This window comes from Microbacterium sulfonylureivorans (assembly GCF_003999995.1).
In the GTDB taxonomy this organism is placed as follows: domain Bacteria; phylum Actinomycetota; class Actinomycetes; order Actinomycetales; family Microbacteriaceae; genus Microbacterium; species Microbacterium sulfonylureivorans.
Genome location: NZ_RJAD01000001.1, coordinates 1,509,779 through 1,527,222, shown reverse-complemented (window position 1 = coordinate 1,527,222; position 17,444 = coordinate 1,509,779). Strand labels below are relative to the sequence as shown.

Genomic DNA, 17,444 nt, shown 5'->3' with positions numbered 1-17,444 from the left:
TTCAGGCGACGATGGCCGCTTCGAGTCGTGCGCGGATATGGGCGACGAGAACCTGCCGGGCGCCGAGCAGGATCGACTCGCTTCCCGTCGTGCTCGCCCGCACCGCGATGTGGGGCCGCGCGCCGTGTACGTCGGAGCGCGGGTACTGCACACCGTCGATCCGGTGCTGGACCAGGGCGGAGAGTCCGTCTCCGCCTGCGACGCCGGTGGGGCCGCCCAGGACGATGGATGCCGGATCCAGCAGCGCGACGATGGGCGCGAGCGCGAGGGCCACGCGGTCGGCGACGGACGTCCATGCCGGTTCGTCGGCGGCGACGCGGTCGAGCGCCTCCCGGAGCGGCCGACCGGGCGAGCCGACGAGCGCCGCGACCGCCGGCCCGCCGAGGAGGTCGGTGAAGTCGGCGGCATCGGGGTCGAGCGCGGCGGCCGAGCGCGGCACCTCGAGGTAGCCGATCTCGCCGGCGCTGCCGGAGGTGCCGCGCTGGATGTCGCCGTCGATGTCGATACCGACGCCGAGACCCTCGCCGATCCAGAAGTAGGCGAAGCTCTCGGCGTCCCTGGTGACCCCGAGGGCGCGCTCGGCGATGGCCGCCAGGTTGACGTCGTTGTCGAGGATGACGGTCATTCCGGTCGCCTCCTCGATGCGGCGGCGCGCGCCGGACTGCGGCCAGCCGGGAAGCGTGTCTGTGAATGAGAGCTCGTCGGACGCGACATCCACCGCCGCCTGCACACCGACGGCGACGACGCTCACCGACGAGCGGGCCACGCCGGCCGCTGAGCAGGCCGCATCGATCGCGGCGCTCACATCGTGCTCGGGCGACCGTTCGACGCCGGCGACCGGCAGCACGACGACCGGGCGGTCGGAGTCGACCGGGTCGGTCAGCACCGCCTCGATCGTGTCGGCCAGGATGCTGATCGCGACGCCGGTCATGACGTCGCGGCGCACGCCGTACACCGTCGCGTTGGGACCGCGTGTGGCGGCGACCTCACCCATCGCCTCGATGAGCCCCACCTTCTCGAGGCGCTGGATCATCGCGCCGGCGGTCGGCTTCGACAGCCCCGACAGCTTGCCGAGCTTCGAGCGGCTCAGCGGCCCGTGCTCGAGCAGCAGCCGGAACGCGGTCCGGTCGTTGTGGGTCCGCATCCACGTGGGCGTGCCCGGGTCGACGGTGGTCATCGTGATGCGCTCCCCTGTTCCGCGCGAAGGCTGTCGCGACGGACCTCGTCGCGCAGCACGCCGAGCCGATCGGGGTCGGCCGCGGCTTCCCGCAGCGACCGCGTGTACTCGTGACGCGCATTCAGGATCACATCATCCGCGCCGCCGCGCTCGACGATGTCGCCGCGCAACATCACCAGGATCTCGTCCGAGAAGTGTCTGGCCGTCGCGAGATCGTGCGTGATGTACAGCACGCCGAGCCCCTCTTCGCGCTGCAGGTCGGCCAGGAGGTTGAGCACGCCGAGCCGGATCGAGACGTCGAGCATCGACACCGGCTCGTCGGCCACGATGAACCGCGCGCCCGGCGCGAGAGCCCGCGCGATCGCCACCCGCTGCCGCTGTCCGCCCGACAGCTCGTGAGGACGCCGGTCGGCGAAAGTCGCCGCGGGGCTCAGGCGCACGCGATCGAGCAGCTGCAGCGCACGCGCACGCACCTCGGCCGCCGACAGCTGCGGGTAGTGGAGCCGGATGGGCCGCTCGATGTGGTGACGGATCGTGTGGAACGGGTTCAGGGAGGCGAACGGGTCCTGGAACACCATCTGGACCTCACGCCGGTACGCGGCGAGCGCAGCACCCCGGGTGGCCGACGGCTTTCCGTCGAGGAGGATCGTGCCGGATGTCGGATGCTCGAGCTTGGCGATCATGCGGGCGATCGTCGACTTGCCCGACCCGCTCTCGCCGACGAGGGCGATCGTGCGCCCCTGCTCGAGGGTGAACGAGACATCCTTCACTGCGTGCAGCTTCGAGACGGCCAGACCCGATCGGAGGCGGAAGTCCTTGACGAGTCCGCGGGCCTCGAGTGTGCCCCGCCGGGTGTCCTCACTCATGCCGCTCCCTCCGCATTGCCCGCGACAGAGCCGCGGATGAACGCGCCTCGATCCCCGGTGAGACTCGGGAAGCTCGCCAGGAGTCGCTTCGTGTAGTCCTCGACCGGACGCCGGTAGATGTCTTCCGCGGTGCCCTGCTCGATGATCCGGCCGTCGCGCATCACGGCGATCCGATCGCTGATCTCGATGAGGAGCGGCAGATCGTGCGTGATGAAGACGACGGCGAAGCCGAGCCGCTCTCGCAGCCGCATGATCTCGCGGATGATCCCGCGCTGCACGACGACGTCGAGCGCGGTCGTGGGCTCGTCCATGATCATGACCTGGGGGTCGAGCGCGAGCGCCATCGCGATCATCACGCGCTGGCGCATCCCGCCAGACAGCTCGTGAGGGAAGCTCGACAGCCGCGACGGGTCGACACCGACGAGCTCGAGCAGCTCGGCGCTGCGCGCCTCGCGCTGAGCCTTCCGCATGGCGCGGCGGTGGGTCTTGAAGACGTCGTGGAGCTGATGGCGGATGCTCATCACGGGGTTGAGCGAATTCATCGACCCCTGGAAGACCATCGACACCTTGTCCCACCGGAATCGCCGGAGACCCTCGCCCGACAGCCCGGCCACGTCGATGTCGTCGCCCGACGCGTCATGGAAGACGACCCCGCCCTGCGTCATCACCGCCGGCGCCTTGAGGAGCCGGTTCATGCCGTACGCCAGAGTCGTCTTGCCGCAGCCGGACTCGCCGGCGAGCCCGAGGATCTCGCCGCGATGGAGTGTGAGCGACACGTTCTTCACGGCTTCGACGGGCGGGTCGACCTCGTACCGGATCGACACGTCCCGCGCGGTCAGCACTGCTTCACCGGTCATGCGAACGCACCTCCGTCGGCGATGCCCTCGCCGCGGCGGGTCGCGCGACGCTGGCGGCGCGCGGCCTGCGGCGCGAGGCGCAGCTTGGGATTCACGACCTCGTCGATCGCGAAGTTGATGAGCGACAGACCGGCGCCGAGCAGCGCGATGACAGCACCCGGCGGGACGAACCACCACCACGCCCCGGTGCCGACCGCCTGGCCGGTCTGGGCATCGTTGAGCATCGTGCCGAGCGTGATCGAGCCGGTGGGACCGAGACCGAGGTACGAGAGCCCGGCCTCTCCGAGCACGGCGAAGATGATGCCGAAGATGAACTGCGCGGCGATGAGCGGCACCAGGTTCGGGAGGATCTCGACGAATATCACCCGCCAGGGCTTCTCGCCGGCGACCCGGGCCGCGGCGACGTACTCGCGCGTGCGGAGCGACTTCGCCTGCGCTCGCAGGACCACGGCGGACCCCGCCCATCCCGTGATGCCGAGGACGATCGCGACGAGGAGCGAGCTGCGCGCGAGCGGTCCGAGCCCCGGGGTGTTCTGCACGTAGGCGGCTATCACCATCACGAGAGGAAGGCCGGGGATGACGAGCATGATGTTCGTGATCACCATGAGGATCTCGTCGAGCACCCCGCCGAAATACCCGGCGAAGATGCCGAACAGGATCGCGAGGATGAGTGCGACGAGCCCTGCGACGATGCCGACGTAGAGCGACTCGCGCGTGCCGTAGACGAGCTGGGCGAAGACGTCGTAGCCGAGCTTCGTGGTGCCGAGCCAGTGCTCCGCGCTCGGCGGTTGCAGCGACGGGTTGTCGGAGTTGCGGGGGTTCTGCGAGATCAGCGGGCCGACGAGACCCAGCAGTGTGATGAACCCGACGATCACGATGCCCCACACGAGCTTGGCCGACCAGCGCGGGAGCAGGTGGCTCACACCCGCGAAGCGCGAGGTGGCCAGGGTCGCGGTCGACATCTCGACAGCGTGGGTCTCGCGCCCGGTCTCACGCACGGCCTCGACAGCGGCCGGAGACCCGAACGGGGTGTCGGCGACGAGCTCTTCGGTCTCGGTGGGCTCAGCCATTGTGTCTCACTCGGGGATCGATCAGACCGTAGAGCAGGTCCATGATGAAGTTCGCGGCCAGCACGGTGAGCGTGATCACGAGGAACACGCCCTGCATGAGGGCGTAATCGAGGCCCTGGACCGCCTGGATCATGAGCTTCCCGATGCCGGGGTAGCTGAAGACCTGCTCCATGACGATCGAGCCGGCGACGACGAACCCGAGCGCGATGCCGAAGCCGGCGAGGCTCGGGATCGCCGCGTTGCGGGCGGCGTAGCGGGTGCGGATCCTGCCCGCGGTGAGGCCCTTCGCCTCTGCCGTGACCACGTAGTCCTCCGACATCGTCGACACCATCATGTTGCGCATGCCGAGAAGCCAGCCCCCGATGGAGGAGAGCACGATGGTCGTCGCGGGGAGGATCGCGTGCTGCACGGCGCTCACGAAGAACGCCCAGCTCCACTCGGGCCCCGCGGGGAACTCGAACACGTCGTAGCCGCCGACGATCGGCAGCAGGCCGAGCTGTACCGAGAAGACGGCGACGAGGACGAGCGCGAGCCAGAAGTACGGGATCGACTGCAGGAGCGTCGTCGCCGGGACGAGATGGTCGAGGGCCGTGCCGCGCTTCCATCCCACCCAGGCTCCGATGAAGAGCCCGAGTCCGAACGAGATGACGGTCGCCGTCCCGACGAGGATCACCGTCCACGGCAGGGCGCTGGCGATCAGGTCGCCCACTGGGGCCGGGTACCGCGTCGACGAGACCCCGAGGTCTCCGTTCAGCAGCCGGCCCCAGTAGGCGAGGTACTGGTCCCACAGCGACATGCCCTTCTCGGCGCCGAGGATCGAGGTGATCGTCTGCACGGTCTCCTCCGAGAGCGGCCGTCCGCCGTTGGCGCGCCGCAGCTTGCCGAGCATGATGGCCGCCGGATCCCCGGGGAGCATTCGCGGGAGGAAGAAGTTGAGCGAGATGGCCGCCCACAGCGTCACGATGTAGAAGGCGACGCGCCGTACGTAGAAGTTCATCCCGCCTCCTCTCGCGGCCGATCCGGGCATGTCGTCACGGTGCGCTCCTACTCGACCGGCTCGAGGTTCGCCAGCACGACCGCCGACGCCACCGACAAGTAGGGCAGCGGGTTCGCGTACAGGTCGGACTCGCTCGGCCAGCCCGAGAACTTCGTCACGTTGAAGAAGGCCTGCGAGGCGTTGAGAACCACGGGGATGTACGGCAGGTCGCTCGCGATGTGCTCCTGGATGGTCGCGTAGGCGGCCTTCTTGGTCGCCTCGTCCTGCGTCCCGGCGGCGGCCGCGATCGCGGCATCCACCTCGGCGTTGCTGTAGCGCGAGTAGTTCTGACCCGCGATCGGGCTCTCGCCGACCTTGGCCGTCGACTTCCCGAAGAAGTACTGGTCGTAGTTCGAGTACGGGTCGGGCACGAGCGACTGGGTCAGCCCGTACAGCGCCATCTGGAAGTCGCCGTTGCCGATGGGGGTCCAGTACTCGGCATCCGAGACGGTCCGGGCATTGATCCGGATGCCGGCATCCGCAGCCGACTCGCTGATGAGCTTGGCGGTGTCGTTGTAGTCCGTCCAGCCGTCGGGCGAGAACAGATCGAGTTCGATGGTCGTGCCGTCCTTGCCGTAGAAGCCCTCGGCGTCCTGCGTGTAGCCGGCCTCCTCGAGGATCGCCTGCGCCGCCGTGACGTCCGGCGACTGCGGGCTCTCACCGTTCGCCGGGTCGCCGAGCCACTGCTCGTCACGAGGCAGCAGCACGAACGCGGGGTTGCTCTCGGCCGGAAGCCCGGCGAATGCCTTCTCGGCGATGGAGGCGCGGTCGATGACGAGGTTGATGGCCTGACGGACGGCAGGATCCGTCTGCGGTCCCGTGCAGCCGAGATCGGCGTTGGAGCACGTGATGATCGTGGTCGGGTCCTGCTGGTTGTTCATCGTGACGATGTCGCCGCTGGCCGTGACCGAGTCGGGGTTCGCGATGAACTGGCCGACCCAGTCGATCTTGCCGGTGGTCAGCAGGTCCTGGGCGGACTGGTTCGAGTCGAGGCCGACGTACTGCACCTCCTTGACCGCCACCTCGCCGTCGCGGAACTCGGGATTCGCCTCGACCGTGTACGCGGCATCCGAGAAGTCCTTGACCATGTACGGTCCCGAGCCGACCGGCTCGGTGTTGGTCTCGGCGACGTAGTCGTCGATGGACTCCCAGATGTGCTGCGGGATGATCCAGGTCGAGCCGAGCGTGAGCGACGCGGAGGTGAACTGCGGCTCGGTGTACGAGAGCACGACGGTGGTCTCGTCGGATGCCTCGGCCGACACGAGCTTGTCGCTCTTGTTCGAGCCGTACCCGAAGGTGAACACGACGTCGTCGGCGGTGAGCGCCTCGCCGTCGTTCCACTTCAGGTCGGGCTTGATCTTCACCGTGAGGACGGTGCCGTCCTCGTTGAACTCGTAGCTGTCGCCGATCATGCCGACCGGGGCGTCGCTCGAGAGCTGGTTGAAGAAGAACAGCGGCTCGTAGATCGCGCCGAACGTGGCGTGGACGGCGGTGTCCACGGCGAACGGGTTGAAGTTGTGGTTGATGGGCGTGGCACTGCCGGCCCAGACCCGCAGCACGGCATCGCCGCCCGACGACGCCTGCGACGACGGGGAGCAGCCCGCAAGGGCGAGGGACAGTGCGACGGCGCCGGCCGCGATCACGGCCGTTGCCTTGCGCATTTCACGTCTCATGTTTCCGGCGTTCCTTTCGACTCTTTGGTTCGGGGGGAGGTGCGCCGGACGGGAACATGCTCCGGTGCATCGCGGAACACGTTATAGGAAAGACACTTACCAATAACAGTCTTTATTGTTACGGTCTGATGAAGGTGAGGCAGGCGCGCGAACGCAGACGCCGCAGGCCGAGAGGGCGTGCGGCGTCTGGCGGAGCTGAGCTACCGCGTGAGGTCTTCGAAGCGGGCGAGCGGCACGATGCCGTCGGCGGCTGCGCGAAGCGCCGGATCTTCGGCGATCAGGGCGTCTGCCTGCAGCGACGCCACGGCGAGGTACTCCGCCGGCGCCGTGTCGTCGAGCCCGAGCTGGAGCGCGAGCTTCCATGCCACCGAGCGGGACACGCGATCGCCGAGCAGTCGGATCCTGACGCTCGCCAGCTTCTCGAGCTGCGCGCGGGCGCTCTTCTCGTCGAGCTCACCCTGCCGGACATCCCGGTAGAGGAGCGCCAGGGCGTCCGACCGGAGCGCCGCCGGGCCGACCAGTCGGTGGTGCTCGGCGATCTCGAGATCTTCGCGGATGATCCGGAGGGCCGTGGCCGCGTCGATGCTGAACCTCGTCATCGGCTCATCGTGACAGAGGGGGCGGACACCCCGGACCCGGACGACGTCCCCGGGGTGTCGCACTGTCGGCGGCGCGTCCTAGGCTCTCGTCGTGGCCGACCTGGATGACCTGCGCCGCACCGCCGGCGGACTGCCCGGCAGTGAGGAGCGAGCGACGACGGGCGGCGCCGCGTGGTTCGTGCGCGGCAAGCTGTACGCGTGGGAGTGCCATCCGTGGCCGAGCATCCCGGACGACATCCGCGCGATCATCGCGCGGGAGCTCGTCGTCGGCGTCAAGGTCGCCGACCGCGTCGACGCGCTCGCTCTGGTCGAGATGGCGCCCGACGTGTTCCTGCGCACCACGACCCCGTGGAGCGAGCCGAAGGTCGCGTTCCGCATGTCCGGCATCGACGACGACCACCTCGCCGAGCTCGTGACCGAGGCGTGGCGCGTGCAGGCTCCGAAGTACCTGCGTCGCGAGCTCGACGACGGGTCGTGAACGACGGATGCCGCGACCCCCTCGCTCCGAAGAGGCGGGGTCGCGGCATCCGGCGCACTGAGTCCGCTCTTAGCGCTTGCCGACGATCTGTCGGCTGACGAGGTCGCGCATGATCTCGTTCGTGCCGCCGTAGATGCGGTGCACACGGGCGTCCAGGTAGGCGCGGGCGATCGGGTACTCGGTGATGTAGCCGTAGCCGCCGTGCAGCTGCACCCCGACGTCGAGCAGCTCCGCCTCGCGGTCGGTCGTCCAGAACTTGACCTTCGCCGCCTCTTCAGGCGTGAGCTTCTCGTCCTTGTAGAGCTGCATGGCGCGGTCGACGTAGGTCCACATGACGTCGACCGTCGTGGCCATGTCGGCGAGCTTGAACCGGGTGTTCTGGAAGTCGGCGATGCGCTCGCCGAACGCCTCACGGCTGAGTGTGTAGTCACGCGTCCAGACGTAGGCCGCCTCGCCGGCCGCGGCCGCGGCGACACCGATCGACAGGCGCTCGAGGGGCAGGTTCATCATGAGCTGGATGAAGCCGAGGCCCTCCTTGCCGCCGATGAGGTTCTCTTCGGGGACGAAGACGTCGACGAACGACAGCTCGGCCGTGTCCCAGCCGTGGAAGCCCATCTTCTCGAGCTTCTTGCTGTGGTCGAAGCCTTCCATGCCGTCCTCGAGGATGAGGAGGCTGAAGGCGTCGGGACGGTTGCCCTCGCCCGTCTTGACGAAGGTCACGACGATGTCGGCCGTCTTGCCGCTGGAGATGAACGTCTTGGCGCCGTTGACGATGTAGCCGCCGTCGACCTTCTTCGCCGTGGTCTTGATGCCGCGGAGGTCGGAGCCGGCGCCCGGCTCGGTCATCGCGAGGGCGCCGAGGATCTCGCCGGTCGCCATGCCGGGGAGCCACTTCTCCTTCTGCGCCTGCGTGCCCATGTGCACGATGTAGGGCACGGCGAGGTCGTCCTGGATGCCGAACGCACCCGCGAGCGAGCCGTGGCCGGCGCCGATCGTCTCCTCGAGCACGATCGCGCGGAAGCGATAGTCCTGCAGCATGCCGGCGCCGCCGAACTCCTCGGGGACCGACAGTCCGATGAGGCCCGACTCCCCCGCCGCGAGCATGGTGGCGCGATCGATCTCGCCGTCCGCATCCCACTGCCTGCGCTTCTCTTCGGTCGCGTACCGCTTGATGAACTCCTTGACGACGTCGCGGAACGCCTCGTGGTCCTCGTCGTAGATGTCGCGCTCCATGTGCGCCTTCCTCTCGTCTTCGAGCGTTTCGCCGGCGGCAGGTCGCGTGCGACGTCACCGGATGGCCCGACTCGATCATACCGGGTGCAACATTTTCAGACCGGCTGGTATGTGAGATCCGATCCTAAGTATCGTGAAACTGCGTCCCGCGCTTTGTGGGATGCCTCAATCCGGCCGTCGCGGGCCGTCGCAGCCGGGTCGGATCGCGCGTCAGCCGACGTAGCCGGGCGCCGCTTCGAGCCCGAAGAAGTCCTCGAGCGAGGTCCACCCGCCGTCGTGATAGGCCCGTGCGAGCTCGGGTCCGATGTACCGCAGGTGCCACGGCTCGGGCGAATACCCGGTGACATCGGTCGCCCCCTCCACGTACCGGACGATCCAGCCGTGCTCCCAGGCGTGCGCGGCGACCCACTCGCCCTGCGGCGTCGCGGCGAGGTCGTCGAGGGTCCCGCAGCCGCCGGCGCAGGCGACCACATCGCCCGCCAGGCCAGACTGATGCTCGCTGAAGCCGGGCCGGGCGCTGACGAGGTCGGCCTCCTCGACCCCCTTCGCGTCGACCTGCCGCCCGTACGAGCCCTCCTGCGTCTGGTACGAGCGGAATCCGCTCTCGAGCGCCACCTCGCCGACGCCGGCCTCGCGCGCACCGGTGACGAGCGAGGTGAGCGCGGATGCCGCATCCGACCGCAGCGACCCGCCCTCGACGCTGCGCACACCGTCGGGCATGACCAGGTCCGAGGGCCGGTAGTCGACCGGCGTGTAGGGACGTGCCTTGTTGACGACGGTCCACACGCGCGTCGGATCGGAGAGGTCGACGCAGGGCGCGTGCCCCTCGGCCACGGCGATGCGGAACGCCTCGGCGCCGCCCGCCGCCGCGATCGCGGCGGCGTCGTCGTGCGCCTCGAGAGCGGTCATGACCTCGTGTTCATCGCAGATGTCGATCGACACCGCCGTCTGCTCCACGACCGGCACGGGGAGCGCAGCCACAGGCTGAGGTCCGGCGTCCATGCGGGTCGCGGAGTCGTCGCCGGCGGCATCGGGCGCTCCCGAGACCATCGCCGTCATCGCCGCCGCCGACCCGAGGAGGAGCATCCCGCCGACGGCGATCAGCGCGACGACGCCGGTGCGGGCGAGGCGACGCGGGCGCGCATGTCGAGGCGCCGGGCCGTCAGTCTCCTGGGCCGAGAGCAGCAGCTCGGCCCGCGCCGCTCGGCGTGCACTGTGACCGCGGTCGGGCCGCTGCCGGGTGCGACCCGGACGGGGGCGGGGCTGCTCCGACGCGGACGCCGGAGGAGCCTGCCGTGCCGCGCTGGCGGCGACCGCCGCTCGAAACTCGGCGGGGAGGTGGAAGGGACTCGCGGCCGCGAGGGGCATCGCGAGCTCGAGCGCGGTCGGGTCGTCGGGCGGCACGAACGATGCGCCGTCGTCGGCGCCCGCCTCGCGGGCGCGACGATCAGCCTCCTCGCGCAGCGCGCGGGCTGCGCGACGAGACATCGGGGGGTTTGACGATCCGGGCGCCGTCACGGTTCCATTCTCACCTGCGCGGCACCCAGGCGGCGAGAAGCCGCGGCATCCTCGCCGCGTGTTCGATGCGGATGTGTCGAATCTTGACAGAGACTCGAACATCTGTTCCCATTGATGCATGCGATGGCAGGGTCAGGAGCTGGGCGTGGCGGATGCCTCCGCCCTGCCCGGCCTTGAGCACCTCAACGGCCTCGTGCAGTCCGTCACCACTCCCGAGTTCGCCGGAGTCACCTTCCACGAGGTGCTCTGCAAGACCGCGCTGAACCACGTGCCGGGAGCGTCGGCGATGCCGTTCGACTGGACGGTGAACCCCTACCGCGGATGCAGTCATGCCTGCGTCTATTGCCTGCACCCCGACACGATGATCTTGATGGCGGACGGTCGGAGCAGGAAGCTCCGCGAGGTCTCCGTCGGCGATGTCGTCGTCGGCACGACGCGAGAAGGCGCCCACCGGCGCTACTCGCCTGCGACCGTCTCGGCGAAGTGGTCCACTCGCAAGCGTGCCCATCGGGTCACGCTGGCCGACGGCACACAACTCGTGGCGAGCGGCGACCACCGCTTCCTCACCGAGCGAGGGTGGAAGTACGTCAGACCTGCCCCGTCGGGCAGTCCCCAGCGCCCGTTCCTGACGACGAACAACAAGCTGCTCGGATTCGGCATGGGCGGCGCGGTTGTCGAACGTGTGGAGACAGACGACTTTCGCCGGGGTTATCTGTGCGGGATGATCCGCGGCGACGGGATGATGCTGAAGCGCGAGTACCGGCGTACCGGCAGCGAGCACACCTATGTCGCGCACCGCTTCCGGTTGGCTCTCGCCGACAACGAGGCCCTCGATCGCTCGCGCAGGTATCTCGCGCTTGCCGGTGTGGAGACGACGACGCGGAGCTTCGCTCCCGCGACGCCGACCCGACGCGCCATGGAGGCGATCTTCACCTCGCGCGCCGCCGACTTCGCCACGGTCGGCTCGGTCGTCGCGTGGCCCGACGTCGCCTCGGATGAATGGCTACGGGGATTCCTCAGCGGGATCTTCGACGCTGAGGGAAGCTGCAGTCGGGGGATCCTCCGCATCTCCGACAAGGATCCCCGAATCCTCGCCATGATCGATGCCGCGCTGCGCACCCATTCCTTCGACTTCGTCGCCGAACCGGCGCGGGCGAACGGAGTGGTCGCCATCCGGCTGCGCGGTGGTCTGGGCGCACGTCGCCGGTTCTTCGAGCTGACGCAACCGTCGATCACGCGAAAGCTCGGTCTGCTGGGTGCTGCGGTGAAGTCCGATGCCCCGCTGAGGGTCGTCTCGATCGAAGACCTCGAGGAGCCCATCGATCTGATCGATATCACCACTTCCACCGGTGACTTCATCGCGAACGGCGTGGTCAGCCACAACTGCTTCGCCCGCGGAACGCACGAGTATCTCGAGCTCGACGCCGGACGGGACTTCGACACCCAGGTCGTCGTGAAGATCAACGTCGCCGAAGTGCTCGAGAAGGAGCTCCGGCGCGGCTCGTGGGCCCACGAGCCGGTCATGCTCGGCACCAACACCGATCCGTACCAGCGGGCCGAGGGCCGCTACAAGCTCATGCCGGGGATCGTCGGGGCGCTGACGGAGTCGGGCACGCCGTTCTCGATCCTCACGAAGGGCACGCTGCTGCGCCGCGACCTGCCGCTGCTCCGCGACGCGGCCCAGTCCGTGCGGGTGTCGATCGCGATGTCGATCGCCGTGTTCGACGACGCGCTGCAGCACCTGATCGAGCCCGGCACGCCCACGGCGGCCGCGCGGCTCGACACCGTCCGCGCCGCAACGGAGGCCGGGTTCCGCGTCACCGTTTTCCTCATGCCGATCCTCCCGCACCTCACCGACTCGATCGCGGCGATCGACGATGCCCTCACCCGCATCAAGGCGGCAGGCGCGACCCGGGTCGTGTACGGCGCGCTCCACCTGCGTCCCGGCGCGAAGCAGTGGTTCATGGAGTGGCTCGGGCAGCAGCATCCCGAGCTCGTCTCGTCGTATCTCGGTCTGTACCCGGGCGCTTCGACCACCGCACCGAAGGCCTACCGGGCCTGGCTGGCCAAGCGCGTGCGACCGCTTCTGCGCGTGCACGGCCTCGACGGGCACGCCGAAGACGACCACCCGCGCGGCACACCGGTGGCCGGACTCGCCGCGCGGGCCGACGCGCGCGCCGTAGGGATCGTCACGACGTCGCGTGGTCGCGCCGCGACCGCTATGGCGAGCGAACCCCGGCTGTTCTGACGGCGGAAGTCGACGCGTGCGGAGCGACCGGCCACGAACGTCAGGCCGCGGACTCCGAGAGTGCTGTCGACACGGCCGACGCGGGGGCGACCGACTCGCCGACGAACTCCAGCACCGCGTCGAGGACGACGTCGGCCTCGAGCACGCGATTGTGGCCGTACCCGCGCGTGGTGACGAGGCGGGCACCCGGGTTCGCACCGGCGACGCGGGCGAGCTCGCCGAAGGGCACCACGCGATCCGCCTCGTCGTGAACGGCGAGCAGCGAGACCCCGGACGGGAGCGGCCGCGCCACGGGCGAGAGCCTCGCGAACGGGTCGGACTCTCCAGGGAAGTAGCGCTCGGCGAAACGCGTGCGAAGTGCCGCCGCCGTCGAGTCGCCGTAGCGGAGCATGCCCTGGAACTGCGCCAAGAGCAGGTCGGCGTCCGCCGGCGCCGCGATCGTGACGACCCGCTCCGCCGCAAGTCCGCCTGCTCCGGCGACCAGGCCCGCAAGACCGCCGAAGGAGTGACCGACCACCGCGCGCAACCGGCCATGGCGACACTGGACCTCGGCAAGCACGTCGGTCCAGTCGATCAGGTAGGTGCTCCGGCCACCGGAATCGCCGTGGGCGGGCGCGTCGAAGGCGACGACCCGATAGCCCTCTGCCACGAGCTCGCGCACGAGCACCGCGAACTGACTCGCCCGCCCGTTCCAGCCGTGGACGAGCACGACGACCTCGTCGCCGTGCCCCCAGTCGTAGACGACGACGTCGGCGCCCGCGCGGGCCAGCCCCGGGATGCGGACCGTGGAGCGGGAGGCGCTCCACATCGTCGGCAGCTCGGCGACGCCGACCGGTCGAGGCCTGGCGACATGGCCGAACATCGGCAGCGCCACGGCGGCCCCCCACCGCGGCGAGATCGATCCGGCCACGCGGACAGCGGCTCCCGCCGCGGAGAGTGAGAGGCTCACAGCTGCTCCGATCACCGAAGGAACGAGAAATACGAACGATCGTACGTATGAATACGAACGATCGTACGATAATCTGGAGTCATGGCGCAAGAGCAGCTCGACGGCCGCCGCGCACGGGGCGACGAGTCTCGTCGCGTGATCCTCGCCCATGCGATCGACACCGCGTCGGTCGACGGCCTCGAGGGACTCACGATCGGTCGCCTGGCGGATGCCGCGGGGCACAGCAAGAGCGGCGTCGCGACCCTCTTCGGCTCGAAGCAGCAGTTGCAGCTCGCGACGGTCGCCGCCGCCCGCGAGGTCTTCATCGAGCGGGTGATCGTCCCCGCACGAGAGCGATCCGAACGAGGGCTGGCGCGGGTGTGCGCCCTGATCTCGTCCTGGCTGGACTACTCCGACGAACGCGTGTTCCGCGGCGGATGCTTCTTCGCTGCGACCTCGGTCGAGTACGACGCCCGGCCGGGCCCGATCCGCGATGCCGTCGTCGCGGCGTCGAGCGACTGGGAGGACTACCTCGCACTCTCGATCGAACGCGCGATGGCCGCCGGCGAGCTCCCGGGACTCGATGACGCCCGCCAGCTGACGTTCGAGATCGTCTCGTTCCTCGAGGCCGCCAACACCCGCTCGCTCCTCTACGCGAGCGTCGAGCCCTACGACCGCGCCGCGACCGCTCTGAGGTCACGACTGCTCGGCCTCGGCGCCGATCCCGCACTGGTGGCCAGGGTGACTCGGATCCCGGCCACGGCCTGACAGACCCCGGTCGCACCGCCGAGCCGCTCGTGCGGCTCGTCTGGCGACACCATACGACGGAGGGCCCGGTCCGCCAGGACCGGGCACTCCGTTCCGACGGCTACGCGTCGACGTTGGACAGCTGACGTCCGGAGATCTCCTCGATCAGGTCGTCGCCGGGACGGACCTCCTCGAAGGGCGCGTCGATCTCGGCGCGGTCGAGCATCTCGGTCATGCGGCGGCGGCGCTGACGCGTGATGAGCGTGACGACGGTGCCCGAGCGACCGGCGCGGCCGGTGCGGCCGGAGCGGTGCAGGTACGTCTTGTACTCGTCGGGCGCGTCGGCCTGGACCACGAGATCGATGTCGTCGACGTGGATGCCGCGTGCCGCGACATCCGTCGCGACCAGCACCTGGACGCGACCGGACGTGAGCTTCTCCAGGTTGCGCGTGCGCTTCGCCTGGTTGAGGTCGCCGTGAAGGGCGAGCGCGTGGATGCCCGCGTCGTCGAACTGCTCGGCGAGCATCTCGGCGTACGCACGCGTGCGGGCGAACACCAGGGTCTTGCCCTCGCGTGCGACGAGCGAATCGAGGATCTCGGCCTTGTCTCGGTGCTCGATCACGAGCACGCGGTGCTCGATCGTGCCCGAATCCTGGTCTTCACCGGCGACCTCGTACACGGCGGGCTCGACGAGGAACTCGTCGACGAGCGCGGCGACCTCACGGTCGAGCGTCGCCGAGAAGAGCAGCTTCTGGGACCCGTCGGCGGTGAGGCGGAGGATCCGCTGCACGGGCTCGAGGAACCCGAGCTCGCACATGTGATCGGCCTCGTCGAGAACGGCGATGCGGATCTCGGACAGGTCGAGCTTGCCCTGCTTGACGAGGTCCTCGATGCGGCCCGGGGTGCCGATGATGATGTCGACGCCCTTGCGGAGAGCGCCGACCTGGCGTCCCTGGGGCACGCCGCCGTAGATCTGCGTGGTGAAGAGGCCGACGCTGCGCGCGATCGGCTGGATGGTGCGGTCGATCTGCAGCGCGAGCTCACGCGTCGGCGCGAGGATGAGCGCCTTCGGCGCGCGGGCGAACTCGCGGCGCTGGCCGCGCTGCGAGCGCAGGACGCTCTCGACGAGCGGGGCGCCGAACGCGATGGTCTTGCCCGAGCCGGTGCGACCGCGGGCGAGGACGTCCTTGCCTTCCAGGATCGACGGGATGGTCGCGGCCTGGATCGGGAACGGGCTCGCCGCACCGAGGTCGGCGAGGACACCCACGATGTTCTCACCGAGGCCGAGGTCGCCGAATGTCACATCCGCGACCTCGCCGGCCTGGACGGCCTCCGCCTGCAGGCGCTCGTGGACGACGTCGACGTGCGCCTCGTGGGCCGCAGTCCGCGCAGGGGCGTTCCAGTCGGAGCGCGTCGCACCGTCGTTGCGGCGGGGCCGGTCGTCGCGCTTCGGACGGTCGTCGTAGGAGCGCTTCGGACGATCGTCGTACGAGCGGGCCGGACGGTCGTCGCGCTTGGGGCGGTCGTCGTAGGAGCGCTTCGGACGGTCGTCGTACGAGCGGGCCGGACGGTCGTCGTACGAGCGGGCCAGACGGTCGTCGCGCTTGGGGCGGTCGTCGTACGAGCGGGCCGGACGGTCGTCGCGCTTGGGTCGGTCGTCGTACGAGCGCTTCGGACGATCGTCGTACGAGCGGGCCGGGCGGTCGTCACGGCGGTACGACGGACGCGCGTCTCCGAAGGAACGGCGGTCGTCGCGGTCGACGCGGTCGAGGTGCGACGGGCGCGCGGGACGGTCGCCGTACGAACGCTGGGGGCGATCGTCGAACGACCGAGCCGGACGGTCGTCACGCTGCGGGCGATCACCATACGAACGCTTCGGACGATCGTCGAACGACCGAGCCGGACGATCGTCACGCTGCGGGCGATCACCATACGAACGCTTCGGACGATCGTCGAACGACCGAGCCGGACGATCGTCACGCTGCGGGCGATCACCATACGAACGCTTCGGACGATCGTCGAACGACCGAGCCGGACGATCGTCACGCTGCGGGCGATCACCATACGAACGCTTCGGACGATCGTCGAACGACCGAGCCGGACGATCGTCACGCTGCGGGCGATCACCATACGAACGCTTCGGACGATCGTCGAACGACCGAGCCGGACGATCGTCACGCTGCGGGCGATCACCATACGAACGCTTCGGACGATCGTCGAACGACCGAGCCGGACGATCGTCACGGCGAGCCCGGTCGTCGCGACCCCCGTGCGCATGGGTGCGGATGCCGCGCGACTCGTCGCGACCGGCGCGCTCCTGCGCGGTCCAGCGACGCTTGGGGGCAGCATCCGTCGCCTCTTCGGCACGGTAGCCGCGGTGACCCGCGCTCTTGCTGCCCGGCTTGCCCGCAGAGGCCTCACCCGGACGGCGCTTGCGGTCCTGGAAGCTCGTCTTCGCGGCGTAGCGCGGCTCGAAGTTCTTGGCGGGGCGGCCGCCGGCCGCCTTCTTGTTCTTGGGCATGGTCGTGTCCTTCTGGGTTGTTCTGTGAGAACAGCACTCCGAGGGATCGCACGCGTGCGAGGCCGCCGTGGCGGCGTGGAGTAGCCCGGACTATCGTCGGCCGGGGGCCATTCAACTGATGGTCGTCGAGACGGAATCGTCTCCACCATCGGCCCCTTGGACTCACAAACCCATCCGCGCGCAGCGCAGTGTCCAGAGCCGACCGCTCCAGGCTAGCGGACGCTCCTGAGAACTCGCCCGCCCCTGAAAACCTCGCACCCTGTAGGTTCTCATCAGGAGAGCGTTATCATAGTGCCCAGCGGCCCTGTCCGCTGATCTGGGGATCCCGTCCGAGCAGCGCGCGACGATCTCCGAGGCGTACGGCTTGGGGGGTCGGCGTGGTCGGAGTATCGACGCACACACAGAACGTGAGCCCGTTGACCCTCCTCGCCCTTCCCGAACGCTCGGGCGTCACCCAGCACCCACGGCCGGTCGCCCGACCGGTCCCGCGGCA

At 69.4% G+C, this 17,444-nt stretch carries 14 protein-coding genes; 3 read left to right on the top strand and 11 right to left on the bottom strand.

Features of this window, described 5'->3' with window-relative positions:
- Position 1: 1 nt before the first annotated feature.
- From EER34_RS06755 to EER34_RS06725, 7 genes are all read right to left on the bottom strand, one after another.
- Positions 2-1,177, bottom strand: coding sequence for an ROK family transcriptional regulator (locus EER34_RS06755; protein WP_127473737.1), 1,176 nt, complete (start codon positions 1,175-1,177; stop codon positions 2-4).
- Complete coding sequence (locus EER34_RS06750; protein ID WP_127473736.1) at positions 1,174-2,043, bottom strand: ABC transporter ATP-binding protein; 870 nt, start codon at positions 2,041-2,043, stop codon at positions 1,174-1,176. The genes EER34_RS06755 and EER34_RS06750 overlap by 4 nt, the downstream gene beginning before the upstream one ends.
- Positions 2,040-2,900 carry an ABC transporter ATP-binding protein gene (locus EER34_RS06745; protein WP_127473735.1) on the bottom strand — a complete coding sequence of 287 codons (861 nt, stop codon included), beginning with the start codon at positions 2,898-2,900 and terminating at the stop codon, positions 2,040-2,042. Before EER34_RS06745 ends, EER34_RS06750 begins: the two co-directional genes overlap by 4 nt.
- Positions 2,897-3,970 (bottom strand): ABC transporter permease, encoded by a 1,074-nt coding sequence (locus EER34_RS06740; protein WP_127473734.1) that lies wholly within the window; start codon positions 3,968-3,970, stop codon positions 2,897-2,899. The genes EER34_RS06745 and EER34_RS06740 overlap by 4 nt, the downstream gene beginning before the upstream one ends.
- Positions 3,963-4,967: an ABC transporter permease gene (locus EER34_RS06735; RefSeq protein WP_127473733.1), complete on the bottom strand. Its 1,005-nt coding sequence runs from the start codon at positions 4,965-4,967 to the stop codon at positions 3,963-3,965. The genes EER34_RS06740 and EER34_RS06735 overlap by 8 nt, the downstream gene beginning before the upstream one ends.
- Positions 4,968-5,014: 47 nt before the next feature.
- The gene (locus tag EER34_RS06730) at positions 5,015-6,667 is read right to left on the bottom strand and encodes an ABC transporter substrate-binding protein (RefSeq protein WP_127473732.1); all 1,653 of its coding nucleotides are present in this window, start codon (positions 6,665-6,667) and stop codon (positions 5,015-5,017) included.
- A gap of 212 nt (positions 6,668-6,879) precedes the next feature.
- Positions 6,880-7,278, bottom strand: coding sequence for a hypothetical protein (locus EER34_RS06725; protein ID WP_127473731.1), 399 nt, complete (start codon positions 7,276-7,278; stop codon positions 6,880-6,882).
- A 91-nt stretch (positions 7,279-7,369) separates the two neighbouring features.
- Here EER34_RS06725 and EER34_RS06720 point away from each other — a divergent pair, with 91 nt between their 5' ends.
- A complete protein-coding gene (locus EER34_RS06720; RefSeq protein ID WP_127473730.1) occupies positions 7,370-7,756 on the top strand; it encodes an MmcQ/YjbR family DNA-binding protein in 387 nt (128 codons plus the stop codon).
- Positions 7,757-7,825: 69 nt separating this feature from the next.
- On the opposite strand, the gene EER34_RS06715 is transcribed toward EER34_RS06720, so the two are convergent.
- Complete coding sequence (locus EER34_RS06715) at positions 7,826-8,989, bottom strand: acyl-CoA dehydrogenase family protein (protein WP_127473729.1); 1,164 nt, start codon at positions 8,987-8,989, stop codon at positions 7,826-7,828.
- Between the two features lie 210 nt (positions 8,990-9,199).
- Positions 9,200-10,477 (bottom strand): M15 family metallopeptidase, encoded by a 1,278-nt coding sequence (locus tag EER34_RS06710; RefSeq protein ID WP_127473728.1) that lies wholly within the window; start codon positions 10,475-10,477, stop codon positions 9,200-9,202.
- Positions 10,478-10,625: 148 nt separating this feature from the next.
- Here EER34_RS06710 and EER34_RS06705 point away from each other — a divergent pair, with 148 nt between their 5' ends.
- A complete protein-coding gene (locus EER34_RS06705; RefSeq protein WP_127473727.1) occupies positions 10,626-12,755 on the top strand; it encodes an intein-containing Rv2578c family radical SAM protein in 2,130 nt (709 codons plus the stop codon).
- 40 nt (positions 12,756-12,795) lie between these two features.
- Here EER34_RS06705 and EER34_RS06700 read toward each other — a convergent pair whose 3' ends face one another.
- The gene (locus tag EER34_RS06700; RefSeq protein WP_164743469.1) at positions 12,796-13,704 is read right to left on the bottom strand and encodes an alpha/beta fold hydrolase; all 909 of its coding nucleotides are present in this window, start codon (positions 13,702-13,704) and stop codon (positions 12,796-12,798) included.
- A gap of 81 nt (positions 13,705-13,785) precedes the next feature.
- Between EER34_RS06700 and EER34_RS06695 the strand changes: the two genes are divergently transcribed.
- Positions 13,786-14,451 carry a TetR/AcrR family transcriptional regulator gene (locus EER34_RS06695; RefSeq protein WP_127473725.1) on the top strand — a complete coding sequence of 222 codons (666 nt, stop codon included), beginning with the start codon at positions 13,786-13,788 and terminating at the stop codon, positions 14,449-14,451.
- 100 nt (positions 14,452-14,551) lie between these two features.
- Here the strand turns inward: EER34_RS06695 and EER34_RS06690 are convergent, their stop codons facing one another.
- Positions 14,552-16,951, bottom strand: a complete 2,400-nt coding sequence (locus EER34_RS06690; RefSeq protein WP_127473724.1) for a DEAD/DEAH box helicase — start codon at positions 16,949-16,951, stop codon at positions 14,552-14,554.
- Positions 16,952-17,444 lie beyond the last annotated feature (493 nt).